Raw genomic sequence first — 13,406 nt, forward strand, 5'->3', positions numbered from 1 at the left:
AGGGCCTTGGCCGCCTGAGCACCGTCATGTGTCCGCCGCTCCGCTAAACACGGGGGCTGCGCGGCGGACACGCCGACGTCACCGCGATGCCACGCCATTTTGCAGAACTTGACGCACACAACTTGAGAACGGCTTCGCGTCAGCGCCAAGGGGTCGGATTCACGGTTGCTGCAGCGTACCGCCGGGAATTACGAGGGTACCCTGGCCTGGCCTTGAGTATCTGAAGCCTATGAAGAACAAAGCAACGATGATCAAACAAATGACGATGACCGCGACGACGCTGCCAGGATGGTGTCCGGTATCTGGCGGTTGGACCATTGCCTTCCCGTATGGCTATCGCCGCGGACCTTCTTCATCTTCCAACCGAGCATGACGACTGTCAATGGGTACGGGAGTTGCGCCCGCCATCCAATCAGCTGCGAAGCGTTGAAGGGCGGCGATCCACCGCGGCTTAGTCAGGCCGGAAACAGGAATGCAGCAGCGGGATCGAAAAAAACCTGCCGGCTGCAGGGCCACACATCCTGCGATTGCATGGCGGCGGAGGTCGGCCTGATGTCAACCTCCTGTCCAGCGGCGATGCGCGCGACGATCCGCCGGCGCTCGCCGTAAAATGCGATGTCGACGATCTCGACATTCAGTTCCGCGCTCGCCGGGCTCCGCTCCATGCTAAAGGCTTCGGGCCGGATCATCAGCCTGGTCTTCTGGCCTTTGCCGAACGTGCCGTTGGCCCTGACTCCGGATATGACCGAACCGTCTGTCATGCGGATCGTTGTCGTGCCGTTGGTGGTGCCGAGATGTTCGGCGGCGAGGAAATTCGAATTGCCGATGAAGCCGGCGACGAAATCGGTCGCCGGCCTGAGATAGAGATCCTCGCCGGTGCCGGTCTGCTCGATGCGGCCATCCTTGAACAGGGCGATTCGGTCCGACAGATGCAGCGCCTCTTCCTGATCGTGGGTGACGTAGAGAATGGTGACGCCGGTCTGGCGATGGATGCGGCGGATTTCGCCCTGGATTTCCTCGCGCAGCTTCTTGTCGAGCGCCGACAATGGCTCGTCCATCAAAAGGATCGGAGGATCGTAGGCCAGCGCCCGCGCCAGCGCGACCCGCTGCTGCTGGCCGCCCGACAGCGCACCGGGTAAGCGTCCGGCAAAGCTTTCGAGCCGCACCAGGGCCAGCATGTCGGCGACCTTTTTCTTCACCTCGGCGTCCGGCCGGCGGCGAACCCGCAGCGGAAAAGCGACGTTTTCGGCCACCGTCAGATGCGGAAACAGCGTGTAGCGCTGGAAGACCATGCCGATGTTGCGCTTGTGCGGGGGCACCGCAAGCAGCGACTTTCCTTCCAGCAAGACATCGCCGGAAGTCGGGTCCTGAAAGCCGGCGATCGCGTAGAGCGTCGTCGATTTTCCCGAACCGGAGGGCCCGAGGAAGGTCAGGAACTCGCCCCTGGGAATGTCCAGCGTGACGTCGTGCACGGCGACGATCGCCCCGAACGCCTTGCGCAGATTGCAGATGGAGAGGAAAGGGTGGGTCATGTCCGGAACTTTCGCTGCAGCAGCGCCGTCATCACCATCAGGGCAAGCGTCAGCCCGACCAGCAGGCTGGAGGCAGCGGCGATCACCGGACTGAGGTCCGACCGCAGACTGCCCCAGATCTTGACGGGCAAGGTTTGCAAGCTCGGGCTGGCCATGAAGATCGCCACCACGACTTCGTCCCACGACGCGAGGAAGGAAAAGATCGCGGCGGAGAAGATGCCGATCCGGATTGACGGCAAGGTGATCCTGAGCCTGGCCTCGAGCGGGCTTGCCCCGCAGACGATTGCCGCGTCCTCGATCGACTTGTCGAACCCTTCGAGCGCGGTGGCGATCGGAATGATGGCGAAGGGCAGCGCCAGCACGGTGTGGGCGATGACGAAGCCGATGGTGGTGCCGCCGAGGCCAAGGCGAAGGAAGAAGGCGTAGATGGCGATGGCGAAGACAACGACGGGCAGCACCATCGGCGTCAGCAGCAGGCCGCGCAGGATCTCACGTCCGGCAAACCTTCCGCGAACCAGGGCAAAGGAGGCGAGCAGGCCGATCGCTACTGCCAGGATCGCCGTCATGGTGGCGATCCGAGCGCTGGTCAGCGCGGCGTCGAGCCAGGCCGGATCGGCAAAAAGCTCCTGGTACCATTTGAGCGTCCAGCCGGGCGGCGGAAAAGCCAGCCAGCGCGACGAGCCGAAGGAGAGCAGGACAATGAAGACCACCGGCAACAGAAGAAAGCCAGCGACCAGCGCGGTGAAGCCGAGCAGGGCAACCCGTAGCCAACCTATGCGGTCATAGTCGAGCAGCATCTCAGATGCCTCCGCTCATGCGCCTGGCACCGACAAGGCGGAGTTGCAGCGCGTAGAGAACCATGGTGAACGACAAGCAGGATGAAGGCAGCGGCGCTGCCGAGCCCCCAGTTGAGCAGCGACTGGACCATCTGCGCGATCATTTCGGCAAGCATCATGTTCGACGTGCCGCCGAGCAGTGCCGGCGTTACGAAGTAGCCGAGCGACATGACGAAGACCATCAGGCCGCCGGCCGCGACACCGGGCAGCGACAGCGGCACGAGGATGCGGCGGAACGCCTGGAAAGGGCTTGCGCCGCACAGCGACGCCGCACGCAGCGTCATCGGATCGATCGCCCGTAACGTGCCGACCAGCGGCAGAATCATGAAGGGCAGCATGATATAGACCATGCCGATAGTGACGCCGGTGAGATTGTTGATGAGCGGCAGCGGCTGGTCGATGACGCCGATGGTCATCAGCGTCCGGTTGATCACGCCGGTACGCTGCAGGAGCACCATCCAGGCATAGGTGCGGGTGAGCAGGTTCGTCCACATCGACAGAATGATGATGCCGAAGATGATCGAGGCCAGTCCCGAAGGCATGATCGCCAGCATCCAGGCGACCGGAAAGGCGACAAGGACCGTGACGATGGTGACCAACGCCGCGACCAAGAATGTGTTGAAGAACACCCGCGCATAGGTGCCGTCACCAAGCAGGGCAGCATAGTTCTGCAAGCCTGGCTCGGGCTCCGTGACACTGCGCAAAAGCAGCGCCAGCACGGGGACGACGAAGAACAGCATAATCAGAATCAGGGCCGGCAGCAGGCCATTGAGACCTGCCGGCACCCGCACCGTTCCAAAGTTCCGGCGTGTTTCGACCGACATGACAGCGACCCGGCTACGGGACGAGACGGCGCGAACCGTCTCGTCCATTGCGGTTCAGGGGCGGGCTTATTTCGCCTGCCAGGCATACCAGCGCGCGGCGATGGTGTCGCGATTGGCGGCCCAGTAGTTCATGTCGAGATTGATCTGTCCGTCGACATGAGCGTCCGGCAGCGATTTCACGGCATCGGCCGGCATCTCTGCCTTGGCCTTGGTGTTGATCGGCGCATAGCCGCTGGCTTCGGCAAATTTGGCCTGGCCGGCGGGGCTGCTCGCCGCGGCGAGGAATTTCATCGCCGTATCCTTGTTCTTGGCACCCTTCGGTACCACCAGAACGTCGGCTGCGGTCAGGTTCTGGTTCCAGGAGACGCCGACATCGGCGCCTTCCTTGTCCAGTGCGAAGACGCGGCCGTTCCACAGCTGGCCGAACGTTGCTTCGCCGGATGCGATCAATTGCTGCGACTCCGCCCCGCCGCCCCACCAGACGATGTCCGACTTGATGGTGTCGAGTTTCTTGAAGGCGCGATCGAGATCCAGCGGATAGAGCTTGTCCGCCGGAACACCATCGGCCAGCAGCGCGATCTCGATGACACCGGGCGCCGACCATTTGTAGAAGGTCCGCTTGCCCGGGAACTTCGTCAGGTCGAACATGTCGGCCCAGCCGGCCGGTTCACCCGAAACGGCGCCCTTGTTCCAGGCGAGCACGAAGGAATAGTAGAAACTGCCGACGGCATGATCGGTGGTGAAGCGCGGATCGAGGTCGGCCTTCGGCACGGCCTTGAAGTCGATCGGCTCGAGCAGACCGTCCTTGGCCGCCTTGATGGCGAAATCCATCTCGACGTCGACGACGTCCCAGTTGACACTGCCGCTGTCGACCATCGCCTTCAGCTTGCCGTAGTCGGTCGGGCCGTCCTGCATGACCTTGATGCCGGATGCAGCGGTGAACGGCTCGGCCCAGGATTTGGTCTGCGCTTCCTGGGTCGTCCCGCCCCAGCTGGTGAAGACCATGTCCTCGGCCTTTGCGGCCGTCGTTGCCAGAACTGTCGTTGCAATAAATCCGGCAAGGAAGCCGGTGATGATCAGTTTCATGTCGTTCTCCTCTGTTGTTTTCGTTGGTGTCTGTTCGCGATCGGTCGTTTTCGCCTTGATCGCGCATCTCCGGCCAGCGGCGGCTACCGCATGACAAAAGGATCGGGAATTGGGTCGTCGGAGGTGCGTATCCACACCGATTTCGAACGCGTGTAGTCGCGGATCGCATCGAGGCCGCCCTCGCGGCCGAGCCCGGATTGGCCGTAGCCGCCAAACGGAACCAGCGGCGAGACCGCCCGATAGGTGTTGATCCAGACCACGCCGGCATGGATGCCGCGCGCCATGCGGTGGGCTTTTGCCAGATTGGTGGTGAACACGCCGGACGCCAGGCCGAACTTCGTGTCGTTGGCGAGCGAAAGCGCTTCAGCTTCGCTGTCGAAGGCTAGCACACAGAGCACCGGGCCGAAGAGCTCTTCGCGCACGCAGGCAAGCGTCTGATCAGGCGCGTCGATAATCGTCGGCGCGTAATAGAAGCCGTCCGCCATGCCCGCGGGGCGGATGCCGCCGGTGACCAGTTGCCCGCCCGCGGCCAGGCTTTCAGCAATGATCTTCTCTATCCATTCGCGCTGGCGCGAGGTGGCGAGCGGTCCCATTTCGATCGCGGGATCCTGCGGATCGCCAATCCTGATCGCCTCGGCCTTGCGCTTGAGCCGGTCGAGGAATTCGTCCTTCACGGAGCGCTGGACCAGCAGCCGCGAGCCGGCGACGCAGCTCTGGCCGGTGGCAGCGAAGATGCCGGCAACGACCGCGTTGGCGGCGCTGTCCAGATCGGCATCGGCAAACACCACGACCGGGCTTTTGCCGCCGAGCTCGAGTGTCGTGAAGGCGAGGTTTTCCGCCGTATTCCTGACGATCTGCCGAGCGGTCGAGGGACCGCCGGTGAAGGCGACGCGGGCGACGAGCGGATGACTGGTCAGCCGGTGACCGCAATCGTGGCCGAAGCCGGTCAGGATGTTCACGGTCCCGGCGGGAAATCCCGCCTCATGGACGAGTTCAGCGAAGGCCAGCAACGGGGCAGGGCCGTCTTCCGATGCTTTCAGAACGATGGTGCAGCCGGCCGCCAGCGCCGGCCCGAGCTTGACGGCGGACAGGAAGAGCTGCGAGTTCCACGGCACAATGGCGGCTACGACGCCGATTGGCTCCGGCCGGATGGTCACTTCCATGTCGGCCTTGTCGATGGGAACAAACGAGCCCTCGTGCTTGTCGGCCAGCCCGCCATAATAGCGGTAATAGTTGCCGACATAGGCGATCTGGGCGCGGGTCTCGCGGATGATCTTGCCGGTATCGCGCGTCTCGAGTTCCGCCAGCCGGTCGGCATTGGCGACCACCAGATCGCCGAGCCGCACCAGAAGCTTGCCGCGTGCCGTTGCCGTCATTGCCGGCCACGTGCCGGAGCCAAGCGCCCGGTGTGCAGCTTCGACGGCGCGGTCGACGTCATCAGACGATGCAGCGGGCATCTTCGCCCATGGCGCGCCCGTCGAGGGATCGATGCTGTCGAAGGTCGCCGCCACTTCGACGAAGCTGCCGTCAATATAGTTCCTGAATTGAGTGGTGCTCATCGCAATCCGGCTTTCGGTTCGGAAAAGGCCGGCATCACCCTGTCGATGAAGAGCTGCAGCGATTTCTTCTTGCGCCGATGGGAAAGGCCGCTGTCGATCCAGATCGAATAGTGATCGTAGCCGAGCGCTTCGTAGGCCTTCAGCCTGGCGATCACCTCGTCGGCTTCGCCAATGACCAGGTTCTGCCTGATCTTGTCAGGCGCATATTGCGGCATGGCCGCGATCTCGTCTTCGGTCAGCGCTTCCATTATGCCCTGGTGCACCGGCTTCTTGTTCTGGAACCAGGCGCCGAACTGGCAGTAGAACTGCGACAGATCCTGCGCGAGCCGGTCAGCCTCCGCTGCATCCTCGGCGACGAAAGTATGCATCAGCAGCATAATCTCCGGCCTTGGTACGTCAGGGTGGGCATTGCACGCCGCGTTGAAACGCTCCATCAGGCTGGCCACTTCGCCATCGCCGGAGGCAAGCGGCGTCACCTGGACGTTGCATTTGCTGGAAACCGCAAAGTCGTGCGAGTTCGGATCGCGTGCGGCCACCCAGATCGGCGGATAAGGCTTTTGCAGCGGCTTGGGCGACGAGGTGGTTGAAGGAAACGACCAGAACTCGCCGGCGAGTTCGAAATCACCATCCCAAAGGCCCCGGATCGCCGGCACCATCTCGCGCATACGCTGCCCGGCGACCCAGGCCTCGAGGCCTGGGAAAAGTCGCTGGTATTCGTAAGCGTAGGCGCCGCGCGCAATGCCGATGTCGAGACGGCCGCCGGTGACGACGTCGGCCATCGCTGCTTCGCCGGCAAGCTTGATCGGGTGCCAGAACGGCGCGACGATGGTTCCTGTTCCGAGCCGGATGCGCCTGGTTTTGGCGGCGAGCCAGGCGATGTTGATGAACGGGTTCGGCGAGATGGTGAATTCCATCCCGTGATGCTCGCCGATCCAGGCAGTCTCGAACCCTGCCTCTTCGGCCTGGACAACCAGGTCCTCCAGCTCGCCGACAAGCTCGGAATGCGGCTTGGCCGGATCCGATCGCTCCATGTGGACGAAAAGCGAAAATTTCATCGGCTTCACCCGCGGCCGGAAAGAGAAATTTGAGAAGGCGAGGACTTGGCGAGCGGCCGGACTTCGCCTTCGACCTCGTTGCCGACATAGACGCCGAATGCATCTTCCGTGCGTTCGCGCGCATAGCGGGCAAGCATCGAACGCACCGCGGGATCGGCGATCTCCAGATCGGCGATCTGCTCGATGTCGACAAGCCGCATCTGGCGATCGTCGGAATAGGACCCCTCGGCCGTTCCGCGATAATAAACATGCGTGCGCCAGGGTTCGGCGGCATCGTCCCACACCGCGAAAAGGAAGCCGAGCTGGGCGTCTATGGCCCTGGCGGCAAGGCGCCCCTTGAGGCCGCGCGCATCGTTGGGCGTGCCCAGTCCGCGCCCCGCAGGCAATTCATGAAACCCGTCGGCCGTTGCGAAGAACAGCACACGGCCCTCGTTCTCGAGAATGGCGCCGACCTCCGTATTGGGGGGCGCCGCCGCCAGCGCCTCCTGGCTGAGGCCGGGCGTGACGTAGGTGCCTCTGCAATAACCGAGGGGCTGGGCTCCGTTGTGGCTGAAGTCGTGGACGCGGCCGATGAGGATCGAGTGATCGCCAGCATCGACCAGCTGCTCCATGCCGCAATCGAACACCGCAACGGAGCCGTCGATCAGCGGATTGCCGGTCCGGCCCGGCTGCCAGGCCACGGCCGCGAACTTGTCCGCTGCTTTGGAAGCGAAGATGCCGGAATGGGCCTTCTGGTCCTCCGACAGGATGTTGATGGCGAAACCTCTCGATGTCGAAAAAGCACTGTGCCCCAGGGCCCTCTTGGCGATGCAGACAAGCACCAGCGGCGGCTCGAGCGAGACCGAGGTGAAGGAGTTGGCGGTGAAGCCGCGCGGTTCGCCTTCCGCTCCGATCGTTGTGACGATGGTGACACCGGTCAGGAACGAGCCGAGCGCGCGCCGGAATTCGCCGCTGTCAAAGACTGCATCCGTCTCCGGCTTCACGCCAGCGTCTCCTGCCGTGTCGAGAAAATCCATGATGTGTTTGGTCACTTTTTCAGGTGAAGCCATTGCCATCATATGCCTTTCTCCATTGAGCACGAGGCATTGGCCGTGCGGCGCAAGCCTCGCCATCGCCGCCGACATGGCCGGGGTCGAATTGCTGTCCTGCGACCCGGTCATGAACAGGGCCGGCGGGGCAAGACCGGGGAGAGCATCAGCATGCTCGGCATCGGCATGGGCAAAGAGGCGATAGGTGCGCGCGTAGCCTTCGGGGTCGACCCTTTCAAGGGCGGCGCGCGCGGTAGAGGCCGCCCCGATAAGATTCGCCGGCAGCGGGTCGCCGAACCAGCGGGCAAGCGTAGCCGCAATGGCGGAAGGGTTGCCATGGGTGCCGAGCGCGGCCGCACGCTCGCGTACGGCCTGCGCCAAGGCCGCGGGGCGGCGGAATACCGCATTGAGACAGACGATGGAGCGAACGCGCGATGGGGTGCGAAGGGCGATCTCCAGAGCGACCAGCGCGCCCATCGAATGGCCAACGATCGACACCGACGCCACGCCGAGATGGTCGAGAAGGCGAACCGCCTGATCGGCGAAATCCGACAGGCTGGCTTCTTCCGGCGGCAGCGGTGAAACGCCGTGGCCGAGCATGTCGATGGCGATCAGGTCATGATGGTGTTTCATCGCCACGATCTGATCGTGCCAGATTGCGGCGTTCATGCCGACACCGTGAATGAGCAGAACCGGCGCGCCGGAGCCGGCGCGGATGAAGCCGGTGCCGTCCGGAGCCGTGTCCCGGACCCATGCGGTGGCAGCGACGTCAGCCATGCAGGTCTCCGACCTCCTTGAGGTCCTGATAGCGGTCGCCGATACGATGGTGCGGGCGGCCGCCAATCGAAGCGCCAAGCGCCACCACCAGCTCGTCGGGCGCGGGCGCGTCGCCGATCTGGAAATGTACGGTCAGATAGTGGGAGCGGCGGCCTTCGTCGTTCTTGTCCATCAGCGGGATCATGATCGGGGTGTTCGGCCCTCCGCGCAGATTGGTGAAGGCGAGATAGGTCTTGGCGCCGACCGCGCGACGGTAATGGTTGCCGAAATGCAGCGTATGGATCAGCGCCGATGCATGCTCGATCTCGCCCTCCGTGCCGCAGACCGCGGCCTTGCCGTAGCCCTCTATCGCCTCGCCGGAACCGGCAACCGCGATAATCTCGCGGGTCAGCAGTTCACCGAGGACGGGAGCAATGGCGCGGATCTCCGGCGACAGGTCGTCGGTGAAACCGCGGCCGGCCCAAGGATTTGTCAGCACAGCGGCGACACCGATCAGGCGCAGCGGTTTTGGGGCTTCCTTGCCGCCCTCGATTAGCGTGTTCTCGATGTAGGTGACGATCTTTCGAATGGCTGGTTTCATGAAAGTCCTCGGTCGCCGCGGCGCTGTGCAACGCCGAAATCTTTACATCATCTTATGGTATACCATAGTATGGAGCACCAGAAGCCTTGTCAATCGGCTATGGAATCTGTTTTGTGGCCGGATCGGGGTAGGGAGAGAAAATGTCAGGCGATACGCTGCGGATCGACCGCTCTGCCAAGACGCTGAGGACGCTGGCGCTGGAGCGCATGCGTGAGGCGATCATGGGCTTCCATTTCCAGCCTGGCGAAAGGCTGGTCGAGCGGCCGCTATGCGATCAGCTCGGGGTAAGCCGTTCCGTCGTGCGCGAGGTGCTGCGGCAGCTGGAGGCGGAAGGCCTGGTGCAGATGATACCGGGCCACGGACCCGCCGTGGCCAAGCCGGATCTCGGCCGCACCGACGAAATCTATGAATTGCGGGCGCTGCTCGAGGGCATCGCGGCGCGGGCTTGCGCCCTGACAGCCACGGACGCGCAGATCGCCTCGCTCGATGCCGCCTTGACGAACCTGCTTGAGGCGTGGGCGTCCGGTGCGCCTGTCGAGGTGATGCGGGCAACGACCAAGTTCTACGAAACGCTGTTCGAGGCGGCGGACAAGCGCATTGCCTGGGAAATCGTGACGGGGCTGAATGTCCGCATCAACCAGCTCCGCTCAATGACGATCGCGTCGGAGAACCGCCGCGAGCCGGCGATCGCCGAAATGACCGAAATCATGGATGCAATCCGCTCGCGCAAGCCGGACGAGGCGGAGGAGGCGGCGCGGCGGCATGTCGAATCCGCGTGGCAGATCGCCCGCAACACGCTTCGCCTTGGCTGACTGGTATGCCGCCGGCGGTCCATCGTTCCACGGCAGGCATCTAACTGGTGCGTACAGTGACATGTGTGACATGCCAATTTGCTTTCAGTTGCGGCGGCAAAATCGTATATCGGGTCAGTTAGGTGTGCATCTTTCGAACGGACTGAGACAGAAAAGTAGTAAAATGAACATGTTACGCCACAAAGTTGCCGTGGCGCCGATGATGGATTGGACGGACCGGCACTGCCGGTTCTTCCATCGCCAGCTGACGCGCGAGGCGCTGCTCTATACCGAGATGGTGGTGGCCGATGCGGTCATCCACGGCGCACGCGAGCGGCTGCTTGGCTTCGACGACAGCGAACATCCGTTGGCGCTGCAACTCGGCGGCGCCGATCCGGGAAAGCTGGCCGAGGCGGCGCGCATCGGCGAAGCCTTCGGCTATGATGAAATCAACCTCAATGTCGGCTGCCCGTCCGACCGCGTCCAGTCGGGCACCTTCGGCGCGTGCCTGATGAAGACGCCCGTGCTCGTCGCGGATTGCGTCGCGGCAATGAAGGCGGCGGTGAAAATACCGGTCACCGTCAAGTGCCGTATCGGCGTCGATGAGCAGGATCCGGAACCGGCACTCGATGCGTTGGCCGATGGTGTTTTCGCGGCCGGCGCCGACGCGCTGTGGGTGCACGCCCGCAAGGCCTGGCTGGAAGGACTGAGCCCAAAGGAAAATCGCGACATCCCGCCGCTCGACTATGGCCGCGTCTATCGGCTGAAAGCCAGAAAACAAAACAAATTCATCGGCATCAATGGCGGTATTCAATCTCTCGCAGAGGCGCTGACGCATCTCGACCATGTCGATGGCGCCATGCTCGGCCGCGCCGCCTATCACACGCCAGGGATACTCACCGGCATCGATGCCGCGTTTTACGGCAGCACAGCTGAGTCGTTCGATTTTGTCGCACTGATCGATGCCATGGCGGATTACGCGTCACGCCATATCGAGCAGGGCGGACGCCTCGGGCATGTCACCCGGCACATGGTCGGGCTGTTTCACGGCCTGCCCGGTGCACGCCGCTATCGGCAGATCCTGTCCACCGATGCGACAAGGCCGGGTGCCGGACCGCAGGTGCTCAAGGCGGCTTTTGCAGAGGTCGATTTCGGCCGGACCGCAGAGGCGGCCTGAGGAAAAACTCAATCCCGCAAAATCATGCGATCGCCACGTACGTCGAAGCCCGATAGCGAGCCGATGAAATTCATGCCGAGCAGGCTCTGGCCGAGCGTGCCGGGTGCGGCGATCATGATGGGCATGTCCTTGCGCACGATGCCGCCGATCGACAGTTCGTCGGTTCGCACCGCCGCCGCGCGTGTCATGCCGTTGGCGGTAGAGATTGGTATGGTGAAGCGGAGAGCCGCCGAATTGAACCCGACCGCCAGCGCGTCCTCGGCGGTCAGAACGGTGCTGGTCGCGCCGGTATCGACAACCGTCAGGATCGGCGTGCCGTTGATCGTGACGCGCGCTTCGAAATGGCCGCTGCCGGCCTTGTCCAGGGTGACGGTGGCATGGCCTTCTTCCACGCCCAGCGCCAGCGGACTGCCGGGAACAAGGCCGGCGGTGACGCGGCTGGCGAAATCCTGCAACTCATAGCGGTACTGATAGCCGGCGATCAGCGCCAGCACGATTGCGCCCCAGGCGCCGAGGCTGCGGGCCATGGTGCCTAACGGCCTGCCCGATCTGAGCAGGCCGGCGCCGACGAGCGCCGCTAAAGCGCCAAGCCAGATCAGCTGGCTGAAATCGTAATTCTCAATGCCGAATGTACTGCCGACGGAATCGTTGAGCATGAGCAGGAGTACACCTGCCCCGATCGCGACGATCAGAATCCACAGCAGTCGGTTCATCTCTGCGGCCGGTTCACGAGAGGGCGTCGCGTTCGCGTGCCATGCGGCTGCGACGGGTTTCCCGGCGGGGGCGTCGCTCGACCGTTTCCAGCCTTGCCGGCAGCTCGGCCATGACGCTGCGGCGGGTTTGCGGGGTCATGTCGATCCAGGCGGCGATTTCCGCGCGCGTGCGCCCGCAACCGAAACAGAAGCCGGTTTTCATATCGATCGAGCAGACCAGGATGCACGGGGATTCAATGGCCGTCATAAGGATTTCCTTGGCTAGCCTCCACATGGTGCAACGACAAAGTCAATGCAAGCCCTCCGGGAAACGCCGCCAATGGGTGCTTTTCGCGTCAATACCTCGAAGTTGCACCAGGCCTGGAGCTTGTGCCGGCCTGAGCTTGTGCCGGCTGGCCAAGGCGGCTATGCCGCTCACCAATTCACACGGACGATTGCCATTGACATGACCAGCGCGCTGCCTTTCGACGATTTTCGCGACCTCCTGGTGAGCCTGCCGCCGGGAGATATGGCGGCCAAGGCCCGCGTGCGCCAGTTGTTTGCCAAGGCAGACAAGCCCGAAGGCTCGCTTGGTCGCATCGAGGATATCGCCGCCTGGCTCGCCGGCTGGAGCGGCCGCGCGCCGCCGGCGGTGACGCGGCCATTGGTGGCGATCTTTGCCGGCAATCATGGCGTCACCCGCCACGGCATTTCGCCGCGCCCCGCTGCCGCCACGGCAAATGCAGTCGAGCTCTGCGCCGCCGGCGGTGCAGCAATCAACCAGATCTGCATCGCCAACGATCTCGGCTTGAAGGTGTTCGATCTGGCTCTGCACATCCCGACAACCGACATTACCGAGGATGCGGCACTGGACGAGCGCGGTTGTGCCGCTACCATGGCCTTCGGCATGGAAGCGATTGCCGGCGGCACCGACCTGCTTTGCCTTGGCGACCTCGGCGTCGGCAATTCGACTGTCGCCGCGGCCCTTTGCACGGCACTGTTCGGCGGCACCGGCGCCGACTGGATCGGCCCTGGATCAGGGGCAGACGCGGCGATGCAGAGGCGCAAGGCGGAGGTGGTCGATGCCGCGGTCGCGTTTCACGGCGCGAGCCTCAAGGACCCGCTGGAAGCGCTGCGCCGGGTCGGCGGGCGGGAATTCGCCGCGATCTGCGGCGCCATTCTGGCGGCGCGGATGCAGAAGATCCCGGTGCTGCTCGATGGGTTTGCGGTGACTGCCGCCGCTGGTGTCCTACATGCCGCCAACCCCGCCGCGCTCGATCATTGTCTCCTCGCAAGCCTGTCGCCGGAGCCTGGTCACGCCAAGGCCGCCGAGCGCCTCGGCCTTCGCCCGCTGCTCGATCTGGGCGTCAGTCAAGGCGAGGCGGTAGGGGCGGCTCTTGCCGCCGGCCTGGTCAAGGCGGCCGCGCTGACCAGCTCCGGCATGGCAGCGGCGGTCCGCGGTTAAGCAT

12 protein-coding genes and 1 pseudogene are annotated in these 13,406 nt (G+C 63.8%); 3 read left to right on the forward strand and 10 right to left on the reverse strand.

Features of this window, described 5'->3' with window-relative positions; all coding sequences use genetic code 11:
* Positions 1-455: 455 nt before the first annotated feature.
* The 8 genes and pseudogenes from NKI39_RS24020 to NKI39_RS24055 form a co-directional block, all read right to left on the reverse strand.
* Entirely contained in the window at positions 456-1,532 is a 1,077-nt protein-coding gene (locus NKI39_RS24020; RefSeq protein WP_352774142.1) for an ABC transporter ATP-binding protein, read from the reverse strand.
* On the reverse strand, positions 1,529-2,329 hold the full coding sequence (locus NKI39_RS24025) for an ABC transporter permease (RefSeq protein ID WP_352774140.1): 801 nt from the start codon (positions 2,327-2,329) through the stop codon (positions 1,529-1,531). Before NKI39_RS24025 ends, NKI39_RS24020 begins: the two co-directional genes overlap by 4 nt.
* A 1-nt stretch (position 2,330) precedes the next feature.
* Positions 2,331-3,192 (reverse strand): annotated as a pseudogene (locus tag NKI39_RS24030) (ABC transporter permease).
* Positions 3,193-3,258: 66 nt separating this feature from the next.
* Positions 3,259-4,278, reverse strand: coding sequence for an ABC transporter substrate-binding protein (locus NKI39_RS24035; RefSeq protein WP_352471913.1), 1,020 nt, complete (start codon positions 4,276-4,278; stop codon positions 3,259-3,261).
* Positions 4,279-4,361: 83 nt separating this feature from the next.
* Complete coding sequence (locus NKI39_RS24040; RefSeq protein ID WP_352834897.1) at positions 4,362-5,837, reverse strand: aldehyde dehydrogenase; 1,476 nt, start codon at positions 5,835-5,837, stop codon at positions 4,362-4,364.
* Complete coding sequence (locus tag NKI39_RS24045) at positions 5,834-6,892, reverse strand: LLM class flavin-dependent oxidoreductase (protein WP_352834899.1); 1,059 nt, start codon at positions 6,890-6,892, stop codon at positions 5,834-5,836. Before NKI39_RS24045 ends, NKI39_RS24040 begins: the two co-directional genes overlap by 4 nt.
* 5 nt (positions 6,893-6,897) lie before the next feature.
* Entirely contained in the window at positions 6,898-8,697 is a 1,800-nt protein-coding gene (locus NKI39_RS24050) for an alpha/beta fold hydrolase (RefSeq protein WP_352834901.1), read from the reverse strand.
* Complete coding sequence (locus tag NKI39_RS24055; protein WP_352766565.1) at positions 8,690-9,277, reverse strand: amino acid synthesis family protein; 588 nt, start codon at positions 9,275-9,277, stop codon at positions 8,690-8,692. Before NKI39_RS24055 ends, NKI39_RS24050 begins: the two co-directional genes overlap by 8 nt.
* Before the next feature lie 140 nt (positions 9,278-9,417).
* On the opposite strand from NKI39_RS24055, the gene NKI39_RS24060 reads away from it, so the two are divergent.
* Positions 9,418-10,089 (forward strand): GntR family transcriptional regulator, encoded by a 672-nt coding sequence (locus NKI39_RS24060; protein ID WP_023674997.1) that lies wholly within the window; start codon positions 9,418-9,420, stop codon positions 10,087-10,089.
* Positions 10,090-10,252: 163 nt separating this feature from the next.
* Positions 10,253-11,245 (forward strand): tRNA dihydrouridine(20/20a) synthase DusA, encoded by a 993-nt coding sequence (dusA, locus tag NKI39_RS24065; protein WP_352471908.1) that lies wholly within the window; start codon positions 10,253-10,255, stop codon positions 11,243-11,245.
* An 8-nt stretch (positions 11,246-11,253) separates the two neighbouring features.
* On the opposite strand, the gene NKI39_RS24070 is transcribed toward dusA, so the two are convergent.
* On the reverse strand, positions 11,254-11,958 hold the full coding sequence (locus NKI39_RS24070; protein ID WP_352834903.1) for a TIGR02281 family clan AA aspartic protease: 705 nt from the start codon (positions 11,956-11,958) through the stop codon (positions 11,254-11,256).
* 13 nt (positions 11,959-11,971) lie between these two features.
* Positions 11,972-12,205 carry a DUF1289 domain-containing protein gene (locus NKI39_RS24075; protein ID WP_352471906.1) on the reverse strand — a complete coding sequence of 78 codons (234 nt, stop codon included), beginning with the start codon at positions 12,203-12,205 and terminating at the stop codon, positions 11,972-11,974.
* A gap of 198 nt (positions 12,206-12,403) precedes the next feature.
* Between NKI39_RS24075 and NKI39_RS24080 the strand changes: the two genes are divergently transcribed.
* Positions 12,404-13,402: a nicotinate-nucleotide--dimethylbenzimidazole phosphoribosyltransferase gene (locus NKI39_RS24080; protein ID WP_352834958.1), complete on the forward strand. Its 999-nt coding sequence runs from the start codon at positions 12,404-12,406 to the stop codon at positions 13,400-13,402.
* Positions 13,403-13,406 lie beyond the last annotated feature (4 nt).

It is taken from the genome of Mesorhizobium sp. M0664 (genome assembly GCF_040320565.1).
Taxonomy (GTDB): domain Bacteria; phylum Pseudomonadota; class Alphaproteobacteria; order Rhizobiales; family Rhizobiaceae; genus Mesorhizobium.